The organism is Nocardiopsis sp. YSL2, assembly GCF_030555055.1.
Lineage (GTDB): Bacteria > Actinomycetota > Actinomycetes > Streptosporangiales > Streptosporangiaceae > Nocardiopsis.
In genome coordinates this window covers 2,498,775-2,524,142 of the sequence record NZ_JAMOAO010000001.1, presented here as the reverse complement: position 1 = coordinate 2,524,142, position 25,368 = coordinate 2,498,775, and the positions used below count along the sequence as shown (strand labels likewise).

Sequence of the window (25,368 nt, the reverse complement as noted above, 5' to 3'; positions counted from 1 at the left end):
GACGTGGGCGTACGAACGATGCCGGGTTCCTCGGATGTTAACCGCGTCACTACCGCCCGGCAAGGGCGGTCACGGCGCTGACCAGGCCCGTGCGCGAATCGGCGAACGGCCGTGCGCGCGATGGCGACAGTGACCGGCGTCACCGGCGTAGCTTCCGCAGCACAGTCGAAACGTCGCAGGAAGGGACCCGTCCATGTCCGCAGCCACCTCCTCCGAACACGACGTCGTCATCGTCGGCGCCGGCTCGTCGGGCAGCGTCCTCACCCGCCGGCTCCTGGACGCGGGCCTCACCGTGCACGTCGTCGAGGCCGGCCCCGCCGACGACGAACCGGCCATCCACGACCCGCGCGGGTGGCCCGGGCTCTGGCACTCCGACGTGGACTGGGCCGTCATGACGGTCCCGCAGAAGCACGCCGCCGGGCGCTCCCTGCACTGGCCGCGCGGACGCGTCCTCGGCGGCAGCAGCTCCCTCAACGGGATGATCTACGTGCGCGGACACCGCGCCGACTACGACGCCTGGGCCTACCAGGGCTGCACCGGCTGGGACTGGGACAGCGTCCTGCCCCTGTTCAGGCGCTCGGAGGACCACGCCGACGGAGCCGGGCACTGGCACGGCGCCGGCGGCCACCTCCCGGTCACCCGGATCGCCGACCCGCACCCCACCTCCCGCGCCTTCGTGGAGGCGGCGCTCTCCCTGGGCCACCCCCTCACCGAGGACTTCAACGGTGAGCACATGGTCGGCGTCGGCTACAACCACGTCACCATCGCCGACGACCGGCGGATGAGCGCCTGGCGCGGCTTCGTCGAACCGGTCCGGGACCACTCCGGGCTCACCGTCACCACCGGCGCCCTGGTCCACCGCGTGGTCGTGGAGTCGGGGCGCGCCGTAGGGGTGGAGTACGAGTCCGACGGACAGCTCCACCAGGCGCGCGCGGCCCGCGAGACCGTGCTCAGCGGCGGCGCGATCGGCTCACCGCAGATCCTGCTGCACAGCGGGATCGGGCCAGCCGACCACCTCACCGAACTCGGCATCGACGTCCGCGCCGACCTTCCCGGTGTCGGCGAGAACCTGCACGACCACCTGCTGATCAGCAACGTCTACGCCGCGAGCCGCCCCCTGCCGCCCGGTACCGGCAACCTGCTGGAGGCCCAGCTCTTCGCGAGCTCCGATCCGGCCAGGACCGTGCCCGACCTCCAGCCCCTGTTCATCCACATGGTGCTGCCCGCCGACGGCTATCCCGTGCCCGAGCACGGCTACACCATCGCGCCCGGGGTCGTGCGCCCGCTCTCCCGGGGCACCCTGCGGCTGGCCTCCGCCGACCCCGGCGACGCGCCCCTGGTCGACCCGAACCTCCTGGCCGAACCGCACGACCTCGAAGCCCTGGTGGACGCGGTCGAGATCTGCCGCGAGATCGGCGGTGCCGCCGCCTTCGACACCTGGCGCGAGACCGAGGTGGCCCCCGGTCCGGACGCCCGTACCCGGGACGACCTGCGCGAGTACGTCCGCCGCGCGGTCACCACCTACCACCACCAGGTCGGCACCTGCCGGATGGGCGTGGACTCCCTGTCCGTGGTCGACCCGGCCCTGCGGGTCCACGGCATGGACGGGTTGCGCGTCGCGGACGCCTCCGTCATGCCCTCGGTCCCCTCGGGCAACACCAACGCCCCGGCGATCATGGTCGGCGAGAAGGCCGCCGACCTCATCCTCGCCGACCACGCGTGACCTCCGCACCGCACCAGATCCGGCAACACCAGCAGCACCAGCAGCACGAACACCCACACGAACCACGAGGGAAAGGCCAGGTGGCCCCGATGCGGACCGAGATGCTGATCGACGGAGAGTGGAGCAAGGGGAACGGGACCACCTTCCCGACCCTCGATCCGGCCACGGGCGAGGTCCTGGCCGAGGTGCCCGAGGGGACCGAGGCCGACGTGAACGCTGCGGTGGCCGCCGCCGCGCGGGCCTTCGAGTCCGCCGAGTGGGCCGGCATGCTCCCCGCCGCCCGCGCCAAGCTCCTGCTCCGGCTCGCCGACCTGCTGGAGGCCGACGCCGACGCCTTCGCCCGCCTGGAGACCAGCGACCAGGGGCAGCCGCTCGGCGTCAGCGGCGGGTTCGCCGTCCCCAACGCCGTCGAGCACCTGCGCTACTACGCGGGCTGGGTCACCAAGATCACCGGTGTCACCGCGCCGCTGTCCATCCCGGACGTCGACTACCGCACCCGCCGCGAACCGCTCGGCGTGTGCGCGCTCATCACGCCGTGGAACTTCCCCCTCATGATCCTGATGTGGAAGCTCGCCCCGGCCCTGGCCACCGGCAACACGGTGGTCGTCAAGCCCGCCGAGCAGACCCCGCTCACCACCCTGCGGCTGGCCGAGCTGGTCAAGGAGGCGGGCATCCCCGACGGGGTCGTCAACGTCGTCACCGGCGGACCCGAGGTCGGCAAGGCCCTGGTCCGCCACCCCGGAGTCGCCAAGGTGTCCTTCACCGGCTCCACCGAGGTCGGCCGGGAGATCGGCGCCCAGGCGGGCCGCGAGCTCAAGCACGTCTCGCTCGAACTGGGCGGCAAGGCACCCTCCGTCATCGCCTCGGACGCCGACATCGACGCCGCCGTCGCGGGCAACCTCATGGGCGGGCTGCTCAACTCCGGCCAGGTCTGCGCCGCCTACACGCGCTTCTTCGTCGACGCCGCGCGCCACGACGAGTTCGCGGAGAAGCTCGCCGCCGGGGCCGCGGCCATGAAGCTCGGCCACGGGCTGGCCGAGGACACCCAGATGGGCCCGGTGGTCTCCGCCGAGCAGCGCGACCAGGCCGAGAGCTACGTGCGCATCGGCCAGGAGGACGGCGCCCACCTGCACGACCGCGCCCCGCTCGACGACGACCGCGGGTTCTTCGTGCGCCCCGCCGTGTTCTCCGGCGTCACCGACGACATGCGCATCGCCCGCGAGGAGATCTTCGGACCGGTCCTGTCGGTGCTGCCCTACGACGATCCCGACGAGCTCGTCGCCCGCGCCAACGACACCGAGTACGGGCTCGCGGCGGTGATCTGGTCCCGCGACATCGGGACCGCGAACCGGCTCGCCGCCCGGGTGCGCGCCGGCACGGTGTGGATCAACATGCCGCCGTTCCTGGACGCCGCGGCGGCCTGGGGCGGGATGAAGGCCTCCGGCCTCGGCCGGGAGATGGGCTGGTCCGGCATCGAGGCGTTCACCCAGGTCAAGAGCATCTGGACCAACCTGGCCTGACCGGCCGCCCCGGTGGCCGCGGGATGCGAGAGCCGCCCCGCGGCCACCGGCCACCCGCCCGGCCCGTCCGCGTCCACCACCGCGCGCCCGCACCGCACCCGACCCCGTCCCCGTCCCACCCACCCCGGAGGAACCGATGGCCACCACCGACACTTCGGCGGCGCATCCCCTCGACGCCCTCACCCCCGACGAGATCACCGCCGCCCGCACCCTGCTCACCACGACCGGGCACGCCACCGACGCCACCAGGTTCGGCTACCTCGGGCTGGAGGAGCCCGCCAAGGCCGACCTCCTGGCGCACGAACCCGGCGCGCCCGTCGACCGCCGCGTCCGCGTCCTGCTGCACGACACCGGCGGCGGACCCGCCCACGACCTCGTCGTGTCCCTCACCCACGGGCGCGTGGACTCCGACCGCACCCTGGACGCGGCCACCGACGGCCAACTGCCCGTCCTGGACGAGGAGTTCGCGCTGGTGGAGGAGATCCTCTCCACCGACGAGGACTGGCTGGCCGCCCTGCGCGCCCGCGACCTGGACCCCTCCACCGTCCGGGTGGCTCCGCTGTCGGCCGGGGTCTACGACGACGAGTACCCCGAGGAGCGCGGCCGCCGCGTCCTGCGCGGACTCGCCTTCGTCCAGGAGCACGAGAGCGACCACGCCTGGGCGCACCCGGTGGACGGCCTCGTCGCCTACGTCGACGTCGTCGACAAGTCCGTCGACCGGGTCCTCGACTTCGGTGCCGTGCCGATCCCCGCCGAGTCCGGCAACTACCCCGATACCGAGGTGAGCGGGCCGCCGCGCACCACCCAGAAGCCCATCGAGATCACCCAGCCCGAGGGGCCAGGCTTCACCCTCGACGGCAACATGCTGAGCTGGGAGAACTGGTCGCTGCGGATCGGCTTCGACGCACGCGAGGGCCTGGTCCTGCACCAGATCGCCTTCGCGGACCGCGACCGGGGACGGCGGAGGCCGATCATCCACCGCGCCTCGATCGCCGAGATGGTCGTCCCCTACGCCGATCCCTCGCCCGTGCGGTCCTGGCAGAACTACTTCGACACCGGCGAGTACATGGTCGGCCGCCACGCCAACGCCCTCAGACTGGGCTGCGACTGCCTCGGCGACATCACCTACATGGACGCCGTCGTCGCCGACGAGCGAGGCGAGCCCCAGACCCTCCCCAACGCCGTGTGCATGCACGAGGAGGACTTCGGGGTGCTGTGGAAGCACAGCGACCTGTGGGCGGGATCGTCCGAGACCAGGCGCCAGCGGCGCATGGTCGTCTCCTTCTTCACCACCGTCGGCAACTACGACTACGGCTTCTTCTGGTACCTCTACCTCGACGGCACGATCGAGTTCGAGGCCAAGGCCACCGGGATCGTGTTCACCTCCGCCCACCCGGGCGGCGACTACCCCTACGCCACGGAGATCGCCCCCGGCCTCGGCGCGCCCCTCCACCAGCACCTCTTCTGCGCCCGGCTCGACATGGCCCTGGACGGCACCGCCAACCGGGTGGTGGAGGTCGACGCCGCCCGCGTCCCCATCGGCCCCGACAACCCGCGGGGCAACGCCTTCACCCGGAAGCACACCGTGCTGGCCACGGAGGCGCAGGCACAGCGCGACGCCGACGCCTCCGTGGACCGGGTCTGGCACATCACCAACCCCGACTCCCCCAACCGGCTCGGGCAGCCCGTCGGCTACGCCCTCCAACCCGAGGGCAAGCCGGTGCTGCTCGCCGATCCGGCCTCCTCGATCGCCGCGCGCGCGGCCTTCGCCACCCGCCACCTGTGGGTGACCGCCTACGACCCCGCCGAGCGCTACCCGGCGGGCGACTTCGTCAACCAGCACCCGGGCGGCGCGGGCCTGCCCGCGTACGCCGCCGCCGACCGCGACCTCGACGGCCGGGACCTGGTCGTGTGGCACACCTTCGGCCTGACGCACGCGCCCCGCCCGGAGGACTGGCCGATCATGCCGGTCGACTACACCGGCTTCACACTGCGGCCGGTCGGCTTCTTCGACCGCAACCCCACGCTGGACGTGCCCGCCACCTCCGCGGGCTCCTGCCACGCGCCGGGACCGGACACCGCGCACACCGAGGGAAGGGACCACTGCCATGGCTGAGCGCGCGGCGGAATCGGCACCGGAAACCGGTGCCCGACCAGGGCTCCAGGGGTCGCTGGGGACCGCGGGCATCGTGTTCCTCGTGGTCGCCGCGGCCTCCCCGCTGGTGGCGATCGGCGGCGCGCTGCCGGTGATGATGGCGATCGGCAACGGCGCGGGCGCCCCGGTGTCCTACCTCGTGGTGACCGTCGTCCTGCTGCTGTTCAGCGTCGGATACGCCGGGATGAGCCGCCACGTGGAGGGCGCGGGCGCGTTCTTCGCCTACGTCACCGCGGGACTGGGCCGGACCACCGGCGCGGGCGCCGTGGGCCTGGCCCTGCTCTCCTACACCGCCATCCAGGCGGCGGTCTACGGACTGGCCGGGGCGGCCCTCGGCGGGGCGGTCGCCGCCTACGGCGGCCCGGACCTGCCCTGGTGGCTGTGGAGCGGCGTCCTGCTGGCCGTCGTCGCGGTGCTCGGCTTCCGGAGCGTCGACGTGGGCACCCGTGTGCTCAGCGTGCTGATCGTGTGCGAGGTCGGGGTCCTCGCGGTCCTGGTCGGCGCGGTGCTCCTGCGGGGCGGGGCCGAGGGGCCGAGCGCTGAGCCGTTCACGGCCGGCGCCTTCCTCTCCGGCTCGCCCGGGATCGGGCTGATGTTCGCGGTGGCCTGCTTCATCGGCTTCGAGGCGACGGCGATCTACAGCGAGGAGGCCCGTGAGCCGGGCCGGGCGGTGCCCCGCGCGACCTACGCGGCCGTGCTGCTCATCGGCGGCTTCTACACACTCGTGTCCTGGGCCGTCGTCGTGGGGGTCGGCGCGGGCCGCGCGCAGGCCGCCGCGCTGGACGACATCGAGGGCCTGGTGTTCTCCGTGGCCCACCTGTACGCGGGGCCGGGTGTGGCCGCGACCATGGAGATCCTGTTGCTCACCAGCCTGTTCACGGCACTGCTGGCGTTCCACAACACGATCGCCCGCTACCTCTACGCGATCGGGCACACCGGGGGCGCCCTGTCGCCGCTCGCGGGGACGCACGCCCGGCACGGGTCGCCGCACGTGGCCTCGCTGGTCCAGTCCGCGGCGGCGGCCCTGCTGATCGGGGCGTTCGCGCTGGTGCGGGCCGACCCGGTCCTGCAGGTGTTCACCTGGATGAGCGGCATGGCCACGCTGGGCGTGCTGGCGCTCATGGTGCTGGTGAGCGTGGCGGTCGTGGTGTTCTTCGCCCGGACCGGAGTGGACAGGCGGTGGTGGCACGCCCGGATCGCGCCGGTCCTGGGGGCCGTGGGGCTGGTGTGCGTGGCCGCGCTGGTGCTGTCCAACTTCACCACGCTCATCGACGGGTCCGTGGGACTGGCGGCGCTCTTCGTGGTCCTGCTCGCGGCCGCGTTCGCGGCGGGGGCGGTCCCGGCGGCCCTTCGTCGGGAGTGAGGTGTCGACCCGTCGCCATGTCGACACCGCTGGTCGACATGGTGACGGGTCCCTGTGGACATCCGCTCGTTCCACGGACTGTCCGGTCCCCGTACGGATAGGGTGTCGAACACCTGCAGACGCGCACCAAAGCGATATGTCGGCGACCGTAACCACTGATCACTTTGTCGACATATCGGCTCGGGGCCTACTCCTTCACGAGTGACAGCACCTCGGCCCCCGGGAGCTCACCGACCAGTGGGCCCGGCACGTACAGCTTCGACCGGCGCAGACCGCTGCCCACCACGACCGACGGGGTGTCCACCACCGCCTTGTCCACCAGCACCGGCCACTCCGAGGGCAGACCGAACGGCGTGATGCCGCCGTACTCCATACCGGTCATCCCGGTGGCCTCGTCCATCGGCGCGAACGAGATCTTGCGGGCGCCCAGGTGGCGCCGGACCATCCCGTTGACGTCCGCGCGCTGGGTGGCGAGCACCATGCACGCCGCGTAGGTCACCTCGCCGCCGCGCTTGGCCGCCAGCACCACGCAGTTGGCGCTGGTCTCCAGCGGCATCCCGTAGCGCTCGCAGAACGCGGCGGTGTCGGCCAGCTCGGGATCGATCTCCGCGACCCGCACCTGATCCCGCTCCCGCTCCCCCAGACCGGCGAGCGCGGCACGGGTCGGCTCGGCCAACCAGTCCGGGTGCTCCCCGGGTCGCGTCCACTCCAAAGCCTCGGTCATCAGCGCCTCCCTCGTCCAACCGCTCCTCGCCGCCAGCGTAGTGAGGCCCCACAGCGCCCGCCGCTCGGGCGTGTCCGCATCCGGTTCGGCCGGTACCGGCCAGGGCGCCCCGGCCGTCCCCGGGCCCCCTATGTTCGTGGTCAGCACCCCGGCAGACCCCCGCGACGCCTCGCTCCCCCCGGTGGTGGGAGCTCCGGCGGCGGAGGCGGTGGCGGACGCCGACGACCAACCCGGTGACCAGTGAGGAGTGAGAGTGGAATTCGATCCGTTCGCGAACCTGCCACGAGCGACGTGGACAGAGGAAGCAGAGGAGGACGTCGTCGACCACGACACGCTGATGGACCTCCTGCGTGATGCCGCCGGTGCCCTCACCGCCAGGATCCACCAGGAGCGCTCGTCGCCCGGCCCCGCCCCGAGGTCGTGGACCGGCTCACCGCCCAGCGGTCGAGATTCCTCGGGTGCCTTCGGGACCTGCGGATCGCCGACGCGCGGTCGGCCGACGAACTACGGAACGAGTGCCTGGAGGTCATCCGGGGGGGACGAGTAGTTCGGTGGCTTCCGGAACGGCCGATTCCAGAGTCGCCGGGAGTCGCCCAGCGGGCGTACGGCACTCGTGAAGCGCACAGGAAGAACCGCGGGAAACCACCCAGGGAGTTGTTCGGGATCCCTGGGTGATGATCGGGTCGCGGGTCAGGAGTGGCGGTCGGTGACGGCCAGGGCGAGCCGGGCCAGGTCCGCTGCCCGGTAACCGGGCCAGCCGTGGACCGCCGACAGGTACTCGTCGGGGATCGCGCTCGCGCCGTACCGCGCGCCGAGCAGCGCCCCGGCGATCGCCGCCACGGTGTCGGTGTCGTCCCCCGCCCGCACCGCGGCCCACAGTGAGTGCTGAAGCCGCAGGCTCTCCGTCGATCGCGAGCCGCCCTCCGCCGCCTCCTCCGCGTCCCCGAGGCTGACCGCCGACCACGCCGCCTGCAGGGTGCGGACCACGAAGCCGTTGCCCTCGAACGCGTGCGGCGGGCGCTCCTCGGCCTCGTCCAGCCAGGCCGCCCACGACGCCTGGCGCCCCACCGGCAGCAGCTCCACGCCCGCGCGGACCCCTGACAGGTCACCGCGCACGACCGCCCGGCGCACGCCCTCGCACCACAGCACGCACGCCTCGGACGCCAGGGGGTCCCCGTGCGTGAGGCGGCTGTAGCGGTCGGCCGCCACGGCCAGGCCCGCCGGGTCGTCCAGGTAGGCCAGGGCCAGCGGCCCGGTCCGCATCAGGGAGCCGTTCCCCGCGCTCGGCAGGCCCGACTCGAACAGCCGCTCGGAGACGGACGCCATCTCCTGGGCCACGTTCTCGGTCCCCCGCGCGTGCTCCACCTCGCCCAGCACCTTCTGCGTCTGGTGCCCGATGTCGCTGGCCCCGTCGCGCCGCCAGGCCAGGAAGGCCTCGGCGGTCTGCTGGAGCGCCCTGTGGGAGAGCGGGGCATCGTGGTCGCGCAGGGTCTCGGCGATACAGACCGCCATCTGGGTGTCGTCGGAGTACTCGCCCGGCGCGTACGGGCCGAGCCCTCCGCCGACCATCTCCGGCACCTCGTGGTCGGCGAGCCTGCGTGCGAACTCGTAGGGAACGCCCAGTGCGTCCCCGCAGGCGGCGCCGAGCAGCACTCCGGCCGCACGGTCGCCGACGGTCCCGGGAGGGGGCGGTGTCATGGGGGCCTCGCTTCGGTTTCGGGTACTCGGACCCTATCGAGGCGGCGGGCTCCGGAGCGGTCCGGGAATCCACCGGAACCGGTTCGCGGCACCGCGCTCACGGGAGCAGGAGATCACCGACGGTGACGACGGCGTGGTCGTGCGACCGCTCAGGGGTCCGCCGTCGCACCCCTGTGCGCGGGCACATGTCCGTATTCGGACGAATGGCGATGATCTGTCGTGCGGGTGACCGTAGAATCCGCATCATGGCGACCCCCAGTCCCGACACCCTCTTCGGCCTCACGCTGCACGGACGCTATGTCCTGGGACAGCGTGTCCGCAGCGGTCCCTCGGGTACCGTCCACACGGCGCACGACCTGACCGTCGACAACCTCGTCATGGTCACGGTGATGCACCCCGGGTCGGTCGCCGATCCGGGCGCCGTCCACGCCTTCGACAGCCGTGTCCAGACGCTGGAGACCGTCACGCACCCGGGGCTGGCACGCACTCTCGGTCACGGCCGCGACGGCGACCACGTGTACGCCGTCACCGAGTACGAGCGCGGTGAGGGCCTCGACCGCGTCCTCACCGACGGCGACGCGGCCCTGCGCTACTCCCCCGGTACGGCCCTGACCATCGTCGCCGACGTCCTCTCCGCTCTGGACGCCCTCCACCAGGCGGGCATCGTGCACGGCGGGGTCGAGGCCGGGCACGTCCTGCTCGACGACGAGGGCCGGGTGACCGTCACCGGGCTCCCCCTGCTCGCCGACGCGTCCGCGGGACGGGAACCGGACACCAGCGAGGACGTCCACGCGGCCGGGCGGCTGCTCCACACCCTGATCACCGGTGTCGGCACCGCGCCGCACGAGGGACCGCTGCGGCCCTCGTCCCACGTGGACGGGATTCCGCCCGACGTCGACATGCTGGTCGCCAACGCCACCGATCCCACACCGCGCTACCGCCCGCGCGACGCCGCCAAGTACCTCACCATGGTCGAACAGGTCATGCGGTCGCTGCCGCGGGGGGACGGGGACGGCGACCCCGCGGAGACCCGGCCCATCCCCGTGATCGGCGCGGAGGCCCAGGCCGGTGCCGCGTTCGCACCGGGGACCGGAGCCGACCGTGGCCGGAACCGCGGCCGCGAGGGGGCGCCGCCGTGGCGGCGCGTGCCCGTGCTGGTCTCCGCGGCCGCCCTGGCCGTCGTGCTGCTCGCCGTCGTCGGCTGGGCCGCCCTGGCCCCCGACGACACGATCGAGCTCCCGGACGTCACGGGCAGCGCGCCCGCGGAGGCCGAGGCCGTCCTGGCGGAACTCGGCGCCGACCTGGTCGTCCGACGGGCCGAGTCCTACGACGACGCCGTCGAGTCCGGCGCGGTGGCCGCCACCGAACCCGCCGCGGGGACCGAGGTCGAGACGGGCGACGAGGTCACGCTCGTGGTCTCCATCGGGGCGCGCTCCGTCGAGGTCCCCGACGTCACGGGCGGTACCGAGTCCGAGGCCCGCACCGCGCTGCGCGAGGCGGGCTTCACCGACATCGAGGTGGTGATGGAGCACTCCGGCGAAGAGGCCCCCGGCACCGTGCTCTCCACGAAGCCGGCCGCCGGAGAGCAGGGGGACCGGGAGGAGCCGGTCGTCGTCAGCGTCAGCGAGGGCGTCGTGGTCCCCTCACTGATCGGCACGGACCAGGCCGAGGCCGCCGCGCTCCTCGACGAGGCCGGCCTGACCGCGGTGATCGTCGAGGCCCCCCACGACGACGTGGTCGTCGGCGAGGTCTTCGGTCAGGACCCGGAGCCCGGCTCGATCCTGCCCGAGGACGCGAACGTGTCCATCACCGTCTCCACCGGTCCCGAGGAGCCGGAAGTGGAGGAGTCGGAGACGGAGGACGACGAGGAGGACCGCGAAGGGGAACGGGACGGGGACACCGACCAGGAGGAGGACCGCGACCGTGACGGCGATGACGGTCAGGGCGGCGGGCGCGGCGGCGACGACGGGTCCTGCTCCGGCGCGGCCTGGCACCCCAACACCCAGTACCAGACCGGCGACCGCGTGCACTACCAGGGGCGCGAGTACGAAGCGCGCTGGTGGGTCGAGGGCGCGCACAACCGTCCGGGGGACGGCGGCGACTGGGGGCCGTGGGCCGACCTCGGTCCCTGCTGACCCGTGGGGGCCACCGACACTGATCCGGGCCTGAATATGGCCGGCGCCTACATGTGAATCACGTCACTGCGGTTCTACCTTCGGGTTGGCACCCCTGATCCCCCAGTTCGGGCGGTCGTGTCGGACGAGCGGGTGCCGACCGGAGGAGACACATGCGCAAGACGCCCCCCTTGGCCGCCGCCTGCGCCGCGGCCCTCGCCCTGACCTCGTGCGGAAGCCCCGGTGAGGCGGCCGGAAGCGGCGAGGACGACCCGGTCAGGGTCGGCATCGTCTACTCGTCCACCGGGCCGCTCGCCTCCTACGGCGAGCAGTACCGGCAGGGGTTCGAGGCCGGACTCGACCACGCCACCAACGGCACCATGGAGGTCGGCGGACGCCCCATCGAGGTGTCCTACGCCGACGACGCGGGCGATCCCACCAAGGCGGTCTCGGCCACCCGCGACCTCATCGGTTCCGGGCACGACATCATCGCCGGGTCCACCGCCTCGGGTATCGCCACCCAGGTCGCGCCGCTCGCCGAGCAGAACGACATCCTGTTCGTCTCCGGCTCGGCCGCCACCGACGCGCTCACCGGCCTCAACGACCACACCTTCCGCTCCGGGCGGCAGACCTACCAGGACATCCTCACCGCGGGCACGTTCATGGACGACCCCGACGGCGCCGAGGTGGTGGTGTTCGCCCAGCAGAACGCCTTCGGACAGGACAACGTCGCCGCGGTCACGGAGGTCCTGGAGGCGGAGGGAGCCTCCGTCGACAGCGTCCTCGCCCCACCGGAGACCACCGACCTCACCCCCTTCGCGGAACAGCTCAGCCAGGCCGAGCCCGACCTCGTGTTCGTCGCCTGGGCGGGCGAGACCGCCGCCGCGATGTGGCAGGCCCTCGACCAGCAGGAGGTCCTCGACTCCAGCGAGGTCGTCACCGGATTGGACATCAAGCCCTCCTACCCCGTGTTCGGCGAGTCCGGCGGCCGGATCTCCTTCCTGTCCCACTACTTCGACGGAGCCGGCCAGACCGAGGTCGCCGAGATCATGCACGACACCGTCGTGACCGACGGCGGCGAGGTCGACCTCTTCACCCCCGACGGCTTCACCGCCGCCCAGATGATCGTCCACGCGGCCGGGGCCGGAACCGACGTCCGGGACCGCATCGCGGCCCTGGAGGGCTGGACCTTCGACGGGGTCAAGGGCGAGCTGCACATCCGAGCCGAGGACCACGCCCTCATCCAGCCCATGTACCAGGTCGAACTCGTCGGCGAGGGCGAGGACGCCCACCCGGAACTCATCGCGGAGATCCCCGCCGCGGACGTCGAGCCCCCGGTCGCGGAGTAGCCGTGCCCACCGACGCCACCCGCGCGGCCGACGCCGCCACGACCGAACGGACCCGGGCCGGCGCCGCGGCCGGCCCCGGGCCGCACCACGGCGCCGCCGTGCTCGCGCTGGAGCACCTGAGCTGGTCGGTCGGCGGAGCCGTCATCGTCGACGACATCACCATGGACATCGGCGAAGGCGAGTTCGTCGCCCTCATCGGACCCAACGGGGCGGGCAAGACCTCCCTGTTCAACCTGGTGACCGGGCTGACCAGGCCCACCTCCGGTTCCATCCGGCTGGCGGGCGCCGACGTCACCCGCCACGCGCCCCACCGCCGGGCCCGGCTCGGCATGGGCCGTACCTTCCAGACCTCCAGTGTCTTCGCCGACCTGGGCGTCGGCGCCAACGTCGGCCTCGCCGTCCAGGCCCGAACGGGGGAGTCGCGGCGCTTCTGGCGGCGCGCCGCCCCCGACGGAGGCCCCGAGGTCGCCGCGGTCCTGGACCTGGTCCGGCTCTCCCACCGGGCGGGCGCCCTGGCCGGGGACCTGTCCCACGGCGACAAGCGCAAGCTCGAACTCGCCCTCCTGCTGGCCCGGCGCCCCCGGCTGATCCTCCTGGACGAGCCCATGGCGGGGGTCAGCGCGGGCGAGATCGGCGACCTCACCACCGTCATCCGGGACGTGCACCGCGAACACGGCTGCACCGTCCTCATGGTCGAACACCACATGGAGGTGCTCCTCGACATGGCCGACCGACTGGCCGTGATGCACCACGGCGCACTGCTGGCCTTCACCGACCCCGACTCGGCCATGGCCGACCCCGAGGTCCAGGCCGCCTACCTCGGGGACGGGGCGTGACCGGCGAGCCGCTCCTGGACGCGGCCGACCTGCACGTGTGGATCGAGGGGTCGCACATCCTCCAGGGCGTGACCTTCTCGACCCCGGCGACCGGCGTGACCGCCCTCCTGGGCCGCAACGGCGTCGGCAAGACCACCACCGTCAAAGCCCTGCTCGGCCTGGTGCCGCGCACCGGCCGGGTGGAGTTCGCCGGAACCGACATCACCGCGCACCCCACCCACGCCATCGTCGCCCGGGGTATCGGCTACGTGCCGGAGGAGCGCGGGATCTTCTCCGCGCTCACGGTCGCGGAGAACCTGCGCCTGGCCGAACGGCGGCCCGGCGCGCCCCGCTACGACCTCGTCCACGAGCTCTTCCCCGAACTGCGCGAGCGTGCCGCACAGCCCGCCGGCACCCTGTCCGGCGGGCAGCAGCAGATGCTCGCGATCGGGCGGGCCCTGCTCAACGACAACCGCCTGCTCATCGTGGACGAACCCACCAAGGGCCTGGCCCCCCGGGTGGTGCGCGAAGTCGCCGACGCGGTCGCCGTCGCCGCCGAGCGCGTCCCCGTCCTGCTGGTGGAGCAGAACCTGGCCCTGGTCCGGCGCGTGGCCGACCAGGCGGTCGTGCTCGACACCGGACGGGTCGTCCACACCGGCCCGGCCCTGGACCTCCTGGACGATCCCGACCGCGTCCGCGCGCTCCTGGGCGTGTCCCGCACCGCGGCCGCGCCCGGAGCCGGGCCCGCGGCCGGACCCGCCGCCGACCCGACCCACGACAGGCAGGTGGACACCGCGTGAGTACCGTCGTGCTCCTCGTCATCACCGGACTCGGCCTGGGCGCCCTGTACTTCCTCATCGCCTCGGGGCTGTCACTGATCTTCGGCCTGATGGACGTGCTCAACTTCGCGCACGGCGCCTTCCTCGCGATCGGCGCCTACGGGACCTGGTGGGCGAGCGTGTACCTGCCCGGGGCCGGACCCGACGGGTTCGGCTTCCTCCTGGCGGTCGCGTTCGGCGTCGGCGCGGGCACCCTGGCCGCGACCCTCGTCGAGCTGTGCGTCATCCGGCCGCTCTACGGACGGCACCGCGAACAGATCCTCGCCACGGTCGGCCTCAGCCTCGCCGTGCCCGCCCTGCTCCAGGCCGTCTGGGGAGCCGACCCGCTCCCCTTCCCCCGCCCCGCGCTCGTCGCGGGCACCGTCGGTGTCCTCGGCGTCAACGTCCCCACCGACCGCTTCCTGCTGATCGCGGCCGCCGTCGTGGTCTTCACGGCCCTGTGGCTGTTCAACTCCCGGACCCGCTACGGGCTGATCGTCCGCGCCGGGGTCCAGGACCGCGCCATGGTCACCGCCCTGGGGATCGACGTGCGCACCGCCTTCACCCTGGTCTTCGCCATCGGCGGTGCCGCCGCCGCGCTCGCCGGGGCCCTGGGCGGCCTCTACTTCGGCGTGGTGACGCCCACCCAGGGGATGTCGCTGCTGATCTTCGCGTTCATCGTCGTCGTGATCGGCGGGACCACCTCCCTCACCGGGTGCGCCCTCGCCTCCGTCGGGGTCGGCCTCATCCAGCAGTTCGCCAACTACTACACCGTCGCCGGGCTCGGCGACATCGCCGTGGTCATCGTCCTGGCCGTCGTGCTGCTCACGCGACAGGGCGGACTGACCGCGAAGAAGTCCGCGGAGAGGGTGGCCTGATGACCGACACCGACGTGGCCCCGACGACGCCCGGCCGCGGTGCGCCGACCCCGGACACCGTGCCCGACGTGCGCCGACGCCCGCGGCCGACCGGCTGGATCGCCCCGGTCGCCGTCCTCCTCGTGGCGCTGTCCCTGCCCTTCTCCACGCTCACGCTGCCCGGTGTGTTCGAGGGGGCCCTCAACAGCCCGCCCACCCTGCACCTGCTCGCGCTGTGCCTGGTGTTCGGCGGCCTGGCGACCAGCTACGACCTGCTGTACGGCAGGGTCGGGCTGCTGTCCTTCGGGCACGCCCTGTACTTCGCCTGCGGCGCGTACACCGCCGCCCTGCTGATGCGGGTGCTGGAACTGCCGCTGCTGTGGTCGGCCGTGGTCGCCGTCGTCGGCGGCACCCTGCTGTCACTGGTGCTCGGCGCGGTGTCCCTGCGGGTCAACGGCATCGCCCTGGCCATGGTCACGCTCGCCTTCGCCCAGGCCGGCTCGATCCTCATCGCGCGCGACCCCGGACGGGCGACCGGCGGTGAGGAGGGCCTGCCGCTGCACACGGCGGCCGTGCCCGACGCGTTCGTGGGCGTGGTCAACACCGTCAACCTGTACTGGGCGGCCCTGGCCTACGCGGTGGTCGCCACGGGCGTGGTCTGGTGGCTGACCGCCTCGCCGGTGGGCCGGGTGTGGCAGGGCATCCGCGCCAACGAACAGCGTGTGGCCGTCCTGGGGGTCAACCCCTACCCCTACAAGCTGGCGGCGTTCACCGTCGGCGGCGGTCTGGCCTCCCTGGGCGGTGTCGCCTACCTGCTGGTGACCGGAGGCGTCACACCGGGCATCACGACCGCGGAGTTCACCCTGGCCCTGCTGGTCATGGTCGCGCTCGGTGGGGCGGGCACCCGGTGGGGGCCGCTGGTCGGTGCGGCCCTGTACACCTACGCCGACCACCGCCTCCTCCAGCTCGGCGGCTCGGACGCTTTCACTGCTCTCCCTGCCTGGATCGCCGCGCCCCTGTCGCAACCCCTGTTCGTGCTCGGAACCCTGTTCGTGCTCATGGTGTTCTTCTTCCCGGGAGGTCTGGTCGCCCTCCCCGCACGCGTCCGATCGGCCGTCCGGGACAGGAGGGCGGCCCAGCGGTAGGATCGGTGTCGGATGAGTACGCAGAAGGCCCCGGGGAGCCTTGAGTTCTAGAGGTCGTTGCAACACCCCATCTCTGAAGGGGTGCGGTGGACGACTTCGAGATCCGCGAGAGCCGGAAACCACAGGGGCGCAAGAAGCTCCTGATCGAGCGTGAGCGCTACCTTGCCCTGGTGGAACAGGGCTACAGCAACACGCAGGCGAGCCGGATGGTGGGCGTCAACCCACGCACCGGACGGGAGTGGCGCTACGGGCGCCCCGAGGGCCGTAGGAAGCGGTCGAGGCTGCCGGCGAAGGACGCACCGGCGACCTCGACCGGTCCCGGCTTCACACGCAAGATCGAGGTCCGATCCGGCCGCTACCTGGGCGAAGACGAACGCATCCACATCGCTGACCGGTGGCGTGAGAAGGCGTCCGTGCGCACCATCGCCGCCGAGCTGGGCCGGAATCCCTCCACGATCAGCCGGGAGATCCGCCGCAACCGCCACCCCGGCAACCACGACTACCGCCCCCACGCCGCACACGCCCGAGCGCGAGCCCGGCGGGCCCGCCCCAAGGGCGGCAAGATCGGAGCCAACCCGCTCCTGCGCGAGATCATCCAGCACCGCCTGGGCATGAAGTGGAGTCCGGAGCAGATCAGCCACCACCTGAGGCTGAGCTTCCCCGACCAAGCGGAGATGCACGTGTGCCACGAGACGATCTACCAGGCGCTCTACGTCCAGGGCCGCGGCGAGCTGCGCCGCGAGCTGGCCAAGGCGCTGCGCACCGGCCGCACCCTGCGTCGGCCTCGCCGCCGCCCAGACCAGCGCACGCCGCGCTTCCCGTACCCGATGGTCATGATCAGCGAGCGCCCGCCCGAGGTCGCTGACCGGGCGGTTCCCGGGCACTGGGAGGGCGATCTGATCGTGGGCAAGGAGAACGGTTCGGCGATCGGCACGCTGGTCGAGCGGTCCAGCCGCTACGTGATGCTCGTCCACCTGCCCGGAACGCGCGACACGATGAGCGTCCGTGACGCCCTGGTCGAGACCGTCTCGACCCTGCCCGAGCATCTGCGCAGGTCACTGACCTGGGACCAGGGTTCGGAGATGGGGCTGCACCACGAGTTCTCGATGGCCACCGGCATGCCGGTCTACTTCTGCGACCCTTCCAGCCCTTGGCAGCGGGGGTCGAACGAGAACACGAACGGGCTGCTGCGGCAGTACTTCCCCAAGGGCACTGACCTGGCCGCGCACGGCCGTGAGCGCCTGAAGGAGGTCGCTGCCGAACTGAACTCCCGCCCACGCAAGACGCTCGGCTGGGAGACCCCAGCCGAGCGTTTGGCTAAGCTCCTGGCCGTGGCCAGTTGATCAGCTGTGTTGCGACGACCCCTCGAATTCGCCGAGCTCCCCGGGGCCTTTCTGTTGGGCGGTCTACACGCGGTCGTGGCGCACGACGGACAGAAGCGCGGTCCACTCCGCCCCAGGGACGAGGAAGTGCCCGTCGTCGGGGTTCTGCGAGTCGCGCACGGCAGCGTCGCCACCGGGTACGTCGGCGACTTCGACGCAGTTCGATGGATTGCTGTACGAGGACTTGCGGAAGCTCAGTTCGTCGCTGGATGAGTGCATGGTGGTGATTACCTTTCCTGCTGAGCGGCGGCGACGGCGGCTCGCCACTCCCGCGAGGAGAACATCAGGTGCCCCGACGCCCTGTTCTGTGTGTCGCGGACAGCGGAGCCGGTGGGTAGGTCGGCCACCTCGACGCAGTTCTGGGGCTGCGAGTACGTGGACTTGCGGAAGATCAGTCTGTCGCTGGATGAGTGCATGTTGGTGACTTTCTAGGCGGTCAGTGACCGCAGGTAGCCAGGGACCGAGTCCGGGTCAAGCGCTTTGGCCAGCAGGCGGTCGAAGCAGTTGCGGTACCGGGCGATCTCCGGCGGCTTCTCCAGGTAAAGCCCGTCCGTGTTCGTCTCCAGGAAGACGAGCGACGGAGCGGCGTCGTAGTCGAGGATGGAGAACGGTCCTCCCATCCCAGCATGTAGCCCTGATGACATGGGGAGCACCTGGACCGTGACTGAGTTGGGTGACTCGGCGAGATCGAGAAGCCGCTCCACCTGAGGGGCGAACAGGTCCGGCGATGCCCTGAGCATCAACAGGGCACTCTCGTGGATGATTGCCCACACATCCGGCGGATTCTCCTGTGTCAGGATCTCCTGCCGTCGCACACGGGCCTCGACGGTCCGCTGGATGTCGGCTGAATCGCGAATGAGCGTGGCTTGGGCGATGGCCTTGGCGTACTCGGGTATCTGGAACAGGCCAGGGATGTACTGCGGCTCGAAGAGGCGAACGCTTCTGGCCCCGGCCTCCAGGGAGGCGTAGGCGCCTCCGAGCACATCGTCGTAGCGGTTCCACCACCCGCGTTCGCGCGACTGGCGGGTGAGGGCGAGGATCGCGTCGCGCTCCCGCTCGTCCTTCACCCGGTACAGGTCGAGCAGGACACGGATATCGGTGACAGCGGGCTTCTTCGACCGACCGGTTTCGATGTTCGAGATCTTCGTGCTCGACCATTCGAGCGCGTCGGCGGCCTGCTCGATGGTCATGCCCGCGTCAAGCCGTTTCGCCCGTATCTGTGCCGATAGCTGGCGTCGTGCTACGGACGGGCTGCTCACATCGACCTCCTCAGGGGACGCCGCCGATCGTATCGCCGTTGAACCAGAACCGGACATTTCGCAACTCCTTACTGTGATGATGCGATTTACCGTATCTCGACTGGAGACTTGCGAATCAAAAGTTTCGAGTGGAGTATGGGTCTCGTACTCATCCGCTCGCCGCCCTCATCCAGCGGCACCCTGATCGAGGAGTCGCCCTGTGCGATACCTGAACCCGTCGGCGCTCGTCGCCGTCCGCTATCTGGCCGAAGAGCGCATCCGCTGGCGCCGACCCCGCCGCGCCGCTCGCGCCCGCTCCTACGCCCCCTGGCCCATCCCGCGCCCGCGCGTGCCCATGGACGCCGCCCCCACAGCGGTCCTGCGCCTCGTCCTGGACGGCCTCCGGCACCTGGAAGCGGGTGCGCGATGACCGGCACTGGCACCGGAACAGAGGCTGACACCCGGGTCACCGTCGCCGACCTCGACGACCTGCTGAACGCGCTCGCGTCCGTGTACCACCTGCCCCCGGCCGCTCTCGGCTCCTGGGACGCGCGCCGGGACCTCCTGGCGGCCCGCGCCCAGCACGTCCGGGGCCTCCTCGGCTGCCGCCGCCGGACGGGCGACGACATCCGCGCGCTCACCGCCCGCATCCGTCGGCTGCACACCGAGCCCGACCTGGCCGTGCGCTACGAGGTCAGGGAGGCGGCCGAATGACCGCCGTCTGTGACCTGCGCGAGGTCGCCACCCTGGCCGAACTGCGGGCCTGGGCCCTCGCCCACGGCACCCGCGTCCGCTACCTCGGCCCGACCCTGGAGGACCGCCCCCTCTACGCGGCCACCCGAGGGCCCGCCACCCGGGTGGCCGTCGGCACGGGTCCCGACCCCCATCCGCGGCCGATCGTCTGGCACTCCCCGCTGGAGCACCTGGGCGAGGGGCCGGACTCCCGCCCGACCTCGCCGGACGGCCCTCGAAGGAAACCCCCGGGGCCGGCCTCCCCGGGCTGACCCCGGTCCGGTCGCGGGCGTGGACATCTCCCACCCCGGCGCGCACCCGCTGGTGTGGGCGTCGCCGTTGGAGAGCGTGCCCGCTTCGCGCACGGCGGAGGCGCCCGACCTCGCCGCATCTGCGGCGCCCTGATCCGGTGCGGCCCCTACCGGGAGGCGGGGCCGCACCCTCCCTCACCCCCGAGGAGAGCGATGGACGGTGCCACCAGGTGCAGCGGCACCACGAGCGGACAGCACGACTACATCGCAGACCCGGCCAACCCGAAGTACCCCAACATCCGAACCATGCAGTGTCGCCACTGCTGCCCGAGAACTTCCAGGACATCCTCGACACGGCCATGCGCCGCCACGGAACAGACCATCTACTCGACACACTCGATCGCGGCTCACTCCTGGTCGATGATGGGTACCTCGACGCGGACGAGCTGGCGCACGCGGCCACCGAGTTCAAGACCTCGGGCGAACGCACCTTCGACGTGTACCGACCACTGATCCTGGAGACCGGCCTGGCCTCCCTCCAGGCCCGACGATGAGGGGCGACATGCAGATCCGACCGGCCCGAGCGGATGACCATGATGGCGTTGAGGCGATGGTGGCGCGGCGTGTGGAGTGGATGAGCGACAACGGCCTGGCCTCCCGCCCGGAGATCGCCCAGGCCATGGCCGGGCAGGCAGCGGAGGCCGACACCCCGATGTGGGTGCTGGTCGACGGCGGCCAGGTGGTGGGGTGTACAAGCGCTTACAGCGAATCACCCGAGTGGGGGTTCACTGAGACCGAGCGCGAGATCCCGGCGTTGTTCCTGGCCTCGACGTGGACCTGGCCGACCGGCCAGCGCCTGGGGTGGGTTCTGGCCCGGTGGGCGCTGGACCACGCCGCACGCACCGGTCGGAAGCACGTGCGCCGGGGCACGTTCGCTCCGGCCCTGGTGCGTTACTACACCGAGGTCCAGGGATGGACTGTCGTGCGGGAAGTAGAACGGCGCGCGCGGATGTGCACGTTCCTGTCACGCCCGGCAGAGGTGATCTTGGAACCGGCGGGACACGTCCACACCGTTGAGGATCTCGAGGTCGACCTCGACGAGACCTGACCTGCCAGCATGGGACGATGCCTGATGATCGGTACCGGCCCGGCATTGCCCAGGTGCCGCCGCTCGTGCGGGCCTTCCCCAGGCACGCAGTCACCCGAGCGCTCCCGGCTCCGCGCGTTCATCGAGTTGCAGGTCAGGTCCCTTGACCTCACATGGCGAGAGCTCGAAGAGGTGAGCGGCGTCCCATACGAGACGATCCGGCGCGTCCGGGGCGGTGACCAGCCCATCACCAAGGACGTGCGCGAGCGCCTGGAGGACGGGCTCGGCTGGCGGCGCGGCAGCATCCGGGCCATCCTCGAAGGCGGCGAGCCCACCCCCCTCTTGATAGCCCTCCCCCGACCCGTCGAGGGGTCATCGAGGTCCCCTTCGGTCATGGACGTGGACATCTCCCACCCCGGCGGGGCCGATGCTGTGGGCCCGGGGGATACCCGCCCCGGGCGCGCGCTCCTAGCATCGGTCCTGTCCTCCGAACGAACGCGCACCCTCCCGGCACGCGTGTCCGATCGGCCCTCAGGAACCGGAAGGCGGTCCAGTGATGACCACGTCCACCACGCACTGGCGCGACGGGGACGAGTACACCGTCCCGGTCCCCGGGGGAGCCCTCGCCGTCACCCGCTGGGGAGACCCCGGTGACGCGCCCGCCCGGACACCCGTGCTCGCCGTGCACGGCATCACCGCCAACGGCCACTCCTTCGCCCGGCTCGCCGCCGAACTCGCCGCGCGCGGAGGCCCGCCGGTCCTCGCCCCCGACCTGCGCGGCCGGGGCGCCGGCGGCCACCTCCCCGGGCCCCACGGACTCGGCGCCCACGTCGACGACCTCCTCGCCGTCCTGGACGCCGCCGGAATCGAGCGCACCGTGCTGGTCGGCCACTCCATGGGCGCGTTCGTCGCCTGCCTGGCCGCCGTCCGCCACCCCGACCGCGTCGCCGGGCTCCTCCTGGTCGACGGCGGCCTCGGCCTCCCCGTCCCGCCCGGCACCGACATCGACACCGTCCTGGGCCCGGCCATGGCGCGCCTGCGGATGACCTTCGAAGGACCCGACGACTACCGCGCCTTCTGGCGTCGCCACCCCGCCTTCGCCGACCGCTGGAACACCTGGGTGGACCACTACGTCCTGCGCGACCTCGTCGGCACACCGCCCGAGACCCGCTCGGCCTGCGACGAGGAGGCCGTCCGCACCGACGGCGCCCAGGTCCTCACCGACCCCGAAGTCCTGGGCGCCGTGCACCGCCTGCCCTGCCCCGCGCGCCTGCTGTGGACGGCGCGCGGGCTCATGGACGAGTCACCCGGCCTCTACACCCCCGCACGGCTCGCCGGGCTCCCCGACGACCTCGTCACCGTGGAACTGCCCGACGACAACCACTACAGCCCGCTGTTCTCCTCAACCGCCGCCCTGCTCGCCGAGCAGGTCCACGCCCTGGCCGAGCAGACCGTGCAGGTGCAGGGCCAGCTGTAGCTCCAGCGCGCGGTCGGGGCGCTGCCAGTCCGCCCCGATGAGCTGCCCGATCCGCTCCAGGCGCTGCGCCACCGTGTTCACGTGGATGTGCAGGTCGTCCTTGGCGCGCGACAGGTTGCCCCCGGCCGCGAAGTAGGCCCCCAGTGTCTCCACGAGCAGCGTGCCCCGCTTGGCGTCGTACTCCAGCAGCGGCCCCAGCGTCGCCGACACGAAACCCGGCACGTCCCGGTCCTGGCTGAGCAGCAGCCCGGGGAACCCGAGGTCGTCGGTGGTGGCGACATCGCCGTCGCGGCCCAGGGCCCGCAGGGTCTGCAGACAGCGCGACGCCTCGGCGAACGCCGACAGGAACGATCCGGGCCCGTCCGTGGGCCCGGCCAGGCCCGCGGTCACCGGCCCGTTGGCCGCCGCCGACAGCTCACCGACCACCCGGCGGCCCGCCTCGGCGGGGTCCTCACCGGGCAGCGCCAGCACCAGGCGCCCCGACCGGTGCCCGGCCAGCCCGCCCGTGGTCTCGGCGACGTGCGTGGCGGCCGAGCGCAGACGCGCCGGGTCCGCGCCGGGCGCCTCCGCGACCACCAGCACGTACGGCGCGTCCAGGTCGGCGTGCAGCGGGGCGGCGCGCTGGCGCAGCGACTCCGGATCGCGCGCGGGCACCTCCAACAGCTCGTTGAGCAGATCGCCGCGCACCCGGTGCTCGGTCTCGCTCACCGACCGGCGGATGAGCAGCAGCAGCGCCGTCACCATCGCGGCCCGCTCCAGGACCCGCTGGTCGGTCTCGTCCAGCACCGCCCCGTGCAGGACCAGCGTGCCCAGCGACTCGCTGCCCGCCGTCGCCGACGCCACCCACGCCTGCCCCGCGCGGACCGCACGCCCGCTGGAGAGCGCGGTGCGCACCGCCTCGGCCAACTCCTCCTCCGGCAGCGGGCCGGCCCCGCCGTGGTGGCGGTCCTCGACGACCGCGCCCTCGGGCGTGGCGCTCACCGACACGTCGGAGGTCTGGTCGTGGATCAGCACCGAGCCGCCCAGCACCTCAGCGATCGCCGCCGCCACCTCGCGCACGCCCCCGCCCCGCAGCACCAGGTCCGCCAGCCGGTCGTGCGCCGCCGCCGACCGCTCCACCGACGCCGTGTGCCGCTGCAGCCGCTCGTTCACGGTGTGCAGCTCGTCCAGGGCCCGGCGGGTGTCGTCGATGAGGTTCGCGCTGTCGATCGCGATGGCCGCGTGCGTGGCCAGCGACGACAGCAGCGCCACCTCCGAGTGCGCGAAGGGGCGCTCGCTGCGGTTCGCGGCGAACAGCACGCCCACGTCGCGGCCGTTCATCTTCAGCGGCACGCCCAGGATGGCCACCAAACCCTCCTCACGGACGGCGTGGTCGATGTTCTCGGTGTGCTCGAACCGGGGGTCGGCGAAGTAGTTCGCCGTCACGTACGGCAGGGCCGTCGTCGCGACCAGGCCGCCCAGACCCTTGCCCGACGCCAGGCGCAGCCGCTGGAAGGACGCCGACACCGAACCCGAGGTCACCCGCATGTAGGTGCCGCCCGCCTCCGGGTCGCTCAGCGTCAGGTAGGAGACGTCGCAGTTGAGCAGGTGCCGGGCCCGCTCCACGATCGCCTGCAGCACCCGGTCCAGGCTGCGCATGCCCGCCAGGTCGTTGGCGGTCTCGAACAGCGCGCTCAGCTCCGACTCCCGGCGCTGGCGGTCGCGCAGCACCGACCGCACGCGCAGTGCGGTCAGCTTCGCGTTCTCCAGGGCCGCCACGACGTCGGGGTCGGCGCCCTCCGCGCGCGCCCGCAGCACCGGGCGCTCGTACTCCACGGGCGGCGCGTCCCGGAGCAGCAGGTCGAGGAAGAACGCCTGGTCGTCCGGATCGCCCTGCGGGGCGGGGGTCGTGTTCAGCTCGCGCTCCATCCTCCGTCGACGGCCAGCGACGCGCCGTTGACGAACGACGCGTCGGCACTGCAAAGGTAGACCACCAGCTCGGCGACCTCCTCCGGCTCGATCAACCGCTTCATCGGAGTGCGGGCCAGCAGGACCTCGGACAGCACCTCGGCCTCCGGGACGCCGTGCGCCAGCGCCTGGTCGGCGATCTGCCGTTCCACCAGGGCGGTGCGCACGTAGCCGGGATTCACGCAGTTGGACGTGACGCCGTGCTCGGCGCCCTCCAGGGCGACCACCTTGGAGAAGCCCTCCAGCCCGTGCTTGGCGGTCACGTAGGCCGACTTGAACGGAGACGCCCGCAGACCGTGCACGGAGGACAGGTTGACGACGCGGCCCCACCCGCGCTCGTACATGTGGGGCAGAGCGCCGCGGACAGCGCGGAACGGCGCCTCCACCATGAGCCGGAGGATGAGGGAGAAGCGCTCGGGCGGGAAGTCCTGGACGGGGGCGACGGTCTGCACGCCGGCGTTGTTGACCACGATGTCGGCGCCGCGGCCGGCCTCCTCGGCGGCGTCGAGGTCGGACAGGTCGACCTCCAGGGGCTCGCCGACGCCCTGGTCGGCCAGCGCGCGCAGGCCCGGTCCGTCGAGGTCGGCCATCCGGACGTCGGCCCCCGCCGCCGCCAGGCGCAGCGCGCACGCGCGACCGATCCCGCGCGCCGCCCCGGTGACCAGGGCGGTCCGACCGGTCAGGTCGACCCGGGCGGTGCGCTGGGCGGCCGAGGGCGAGGCGGCGGGGGGCGGGGGGATCCGGCCAGGCGCGCCCGGCGGGTACTCGTGCGTCGTCATGCCTGAAAACTAGGCGCGCGTGCGCGGAGCGTGGATAGGTCGGGCCGACACACGGCGTGGCCGACTCATGTGGAATCGGCCCATGTGCCCGTGCGCGGCTGTGGTGATCCCACGCCCCACGGAAGAGTGATCTGGGTCTCCTTGACATGTCGCCCAGGTCACATCAGAACTAGTCTCCGGGCCACGGAGTTCGG

At 72.4% G+C, this 25,368-nt stretch carries 24 protein-coding genes; 17 read left to right on the top strand and 7 right to left on the bottom strand.

The genetic code is table 11. The annotated features are described in order from the left end of the window. The first annotated feature begins 193 nt into the window (after window positions 1-193). The 4 genes from M1P99_RS11040 to M1P99_RS11025 all read left to right on the top strand — a co-directional run bounded on the left by M1P99_RS11040 (window position 194) and on the right by M1P99_RS11025 (window position 6,761). Window positions 194-1,723 carry a GMC family oxidoreductase gene (locus M1P99_RS11040; RefSeq protein ID WP_304452555.1) on the top strand — a complete coding sequence of 510 codons (1,530 nt, stop codon included), beginning with the start codon at window positions 194-196 and terminating at the stop codon, window positions 1,721-1,723. Window positions 1,724-1,812: 89 nt separating this feature from the next. Beyond that, a complete protein-coding gene (locus tag M1P99_RS11035) occupies window positions 1,813-3,243 on the top strand; it encodes an aldehyde dehydrogenase (protein WP_304452554.1) in 1,431 nt (476 codons plus the stop codon). Window positions 3,244-3,379: 136 nt separating this feature from the next. Then, window positions 3,380-5,359 carry a primary-amine oxidase gene (locus M1P99_RS11030; RefSeq protein ID WP_304452553.1) on the top strand — a complete coding sequence of 660 codons (1,980 nt, stop codon included), beginning with the start codon at window positions 3,380-3,382 and terminating at the stop codon, window positions 5,357-5,359. Next, on the top strand, window positions 5,352-6,761 hold the full coding sequence (locus tag M1P99_RS11025) for an APC family permease (protein WP_304452552.1): 1,410 nt from the start codon (window positions 5,352-5,354) through the stop codon (window positions 6,759-6,761). Before M1P99_RS11030 ends, M1P99_RS11025 begins: the two co-directional genes overlap by 8 nt. A 187-nt stretch (window positions 6,762-6,948) precedes the next feature. On the opposite strand, the gene M1P99_RS11020 is transcribed toward M1P99_RS11025, so the two are convergent. Further along, window positions 6,949-7,485, bottom strand: coding sequence for a YbaK/EbsC family protein (locus M1P99_RS11020; protein ID WP_304452551.1), 537 nt, complete (start codon window positions 7,483-7,485; stop codon window positions 6,949-6,951). 690 nt (window positions 7,486-8,175) lie between these two features. After that, complete coding sequence (locus M1P99_RS11015) at window positions 8,176-9,183, bottom strand: ADP-ribosylglycohydrolase family protein (protein ID WP_304452550.1); 1,008 nt, start codon at window positions 9,181-9,183, stop codon at window positions 8,176-8,178. A gap of 245 nt (window positions 9,184-9,428) precedes the next feature. On the opposite strand from M1P99_RS11015, the gene M1P99_RS11010 reads away from it, so the two are divergent. From M1P99_RS11010 to M1P99_RS10980, 7 genes are all read left to right on the top strand, one after another. Further along, window positions 9,429-11,318 carry a PASTA domain-containing protein gene (locus M1P99_RS11010; RefSeq protein ID WP_304452549.1) on the top strand — a complete coding sequence of 630 codons (1,890 nt, stop codon included), beginning with the start codon at window positions 9,429-9,431 and terminating at the stop codon, window positions 11,316-11,318. Between the two features lie 152 nt (window positions 11,319-11,470). Continuing rightward, window positions 11,471-12,646 (top strand): substrate-binding domain-containing protein, encoded by a 1,176-nt coding sequence (locus M1P99_RS11005; protein ID WP_304452548.1) that lies wholly within the window; start codon window positions 11,471-11,473, stop codon window positions 12,644-12,646. A 98-nt stretch (window positions 12,647-12,744) separates the two neighbouring features. Continuing rightward, window positions 12,745-13,482, top strand: a complete 738-nt coding sequence (locus tag M1P99_RS11000) for an ABC transporter ATP-binding protein (protein WP_304455661.1) — start codon at window positions 12,745-12,747, stop codon at window positions 13,480-13,482. Continuing rightward, complete coding sequence (locus M1P99_RS10995; RefSeq protein ID WP_304452547.1) at window positions 13,479-14,261, top strand: ABC transporter ATP-binding protein; 783 nt, start codon at window positions 13,479-13,481, stop codon at window positions 14,259-14,261. Before M1P99_RS11000 ends, M1P99_RS10995 begins: the two co-directional genes overlap by 4 nt. Continuing rightward, window positions 14,258-15,157 (top strand): branched-chain amino acid ABC transporter permease, encoded by a 900-nt coding sequence (locus tag M1P99_RS10990; protein WP_304452546.1) that lies wholly within the window; start codon window positions 14,258-14,260, stop codon window positions 15,155-15,157. The genes M1P99_RS10995 and M1P99_RS10990 overlap by 4 nt, the downstream gene beginning before the upstream one ends. Next, window positions 15,157-16,281: a branched-chain amino acid ABC transporter permease gene (locus tag M1P99_RS10985; protein ID WP_304452545.1), complete on the top strand. Its 1,125-nt coding sequence runs from the start codon at window positions 15,157-15,159 to the stop codon at window positions 16,279-16,281. The genes M1P99_RS10990 and M1P99_RS10985 overlap by 1 nt, the downstream gene beginning before the upstream one ends. A 206-nt stretch (window positions 16,282-16,487) precedes the next feature. Continuing rightward, a complete protein-coding gene (locus M1P99_RS10980; RefSeq protein WP_304455660.1) occupies window positions 16,488-17,624 on the top strand; it encodes an IS30 family transposase in 1,137 nt (378 codons plus the stop codon). Window positions 17,625-17,687: 63 nt separating this feature from the next. Here the strand turns inward: M1P99_RS10980 and M1P99_RS10975 are convergent, their stop codons facing one another. Genes M1P99_RS10975 through M1P99_RS10965 form a run of 3 tightly spaced genes read right to left on the bottom strand, consistent with a single transcriptional unit; the run spans window position 17,688 to window position 18,979 of the window. Then, complete coding sequence (locus M1P99_RS10975; RefSeq protein WP_304452544.1) at window positions 17,688-17,882, bottom strand: DUF397 domain-containing protein; 195 nt, start codon at window positions 17,880-17,882, stop codon at window positions 17,688-17,690. A gap of 8 nt (window positions 17,883-17,890) precedes the next feature. Then, window positions 17,891-18,079: a DUF397 domain-containing protein gene (locus tag M1P99_RS10970; protein WP_304452543.1), complete on the bottom strand. Its 189-nt coding sequence runs from the start codon at window positions 18,077-18,079 to the stop codon at window positions 17,891-17,893. Window positions 18,080-18,091: 12 nt separating this feature from the next. After that, window positions 18,092-18,979, bottom strand: coding sequence for a helix-turn-helix transcriptional regulator (locus M1P99_RS10965; RefSeq protein WP_304452542.1), 888 nt, complete (start codon window positions 18,977-18,979; stop codon window positions 18,092-18,094). A gap of 142 nt (window positions 18,980-19,121) precedes the next feature. Here M1P99_RS10965 and M1P99_RS10960 point away from each other — a divergent pair, with 142 nt between their 5' ends. From M1P99_RS10960 to M1P99_RS10935, 6 genes are all read left to right on the top strand, one after another. Next, window positions 19,122-19,331, top strand: a complete 210-nt coding sequence (locus tag M1P99_RS10960; RefSeq protein ID WP_304452541.1) for a hypothetical protein — start codon at window positions 19,122-19,124, stop codon at window positions 19,329-19,331. After that, a complete protein-coding gene (locus M1P99_RS10955; RefSeq protein ID WP_304452540.1) occupies window positions 19,328-19,615 on the top strand; it encodes a hypothetical protein in 288 nt (95 codons plus the stop codon). The genes M1P99_RS10960 and M1P99_RS10955 overlap by 4 nt, the downstream gene beginning before the upstream one ends. Continuing rightward, complete coding sequence (locus M1P99_RS10950; protein WP_304452539.1) at window positions 19,612-19,905, top strand: hypothetical protein; 294 nt, start codon at window positions 19,612-19,614, stop codon at window positions 19,903-19,905. Before M1P99_RS10955 ends, M1P99_RS10950 begins: the two co-directional genes overlap by 4 nt. Window positions 19,906-20,195: 290 nt before the next feature. Beyond that, a complete protein-coding gene (locus M1P99_RS10945) occupies window positions 20,196-20,438 on the top strand; it encodes a hypothetical protein (protein ID WP_304452538.1) in 243 nt (80 codons plus the stop codon). Window positions 20,439-20,518: 80 nt separating this feature from the next. Further along, window positions 20,519-20,992, top strand: a complete 474-nt coding sequence (locus M1P99_RS10940; protein ID WP_304452537.1) for a hypothetical protein — start codon at window positions 20,519-20,521, stop codon at window positions 20,990-20,992. 535 nt (window positions 20,993-21,527) lie between these two features. Further along, window positions 21,528-22,448 (top strand): alpha/beta fold hydrolase, encoded by a 921-nt coding sequence (locus M1P99_RS10935; RefSeq protein WP_304452536.1) that lies wholly within the window; start codon window positions 21,528-21,530, stop codon window positions 22,446-22,448. On the opposite strand, the gene M1P99_RS10930 is transcribed toward M1P99_RS10935, so the two are convergent. Both M1P99_RS10930 and M1P99_RS10925 read right to left on the bottom strand, forming a co-directional pair. Further along, on the bottom strand, window positions 22,374-24,356 hold the full coding sequence (locus M1P99_RS10930) for a GAF domain-containing protein (protein WP_304452535.1): 1,983 nt from the start codon (window positions 24,354-24,356) through the stop codon (window positions 22,374-22,376). The two genes, M1P99_RS10935 and M1P99_RS10930, sit on opposite strands and share 75 nt — an antisense overlap. Continuing rightward, window positions 24,341-25,174 (bottom strand): 3-hydroxybutyrate dehydrogenase, encoded by an 834-nt coding sequence (locus tag M1P99_RS10925; protein WP_304452534.1) that lies wholly within the window; start codon window positions 25,172-25,174, stop codon window positions 24,341-24,343. The genes M1P99_RS10930 and M1P99_RS10925 overlap by 16 nt, the downstream gene beginning before the upstream one ends. Between the last annotated feature and the right edge of the window lie 194 nt (window positions 25,175-25,368).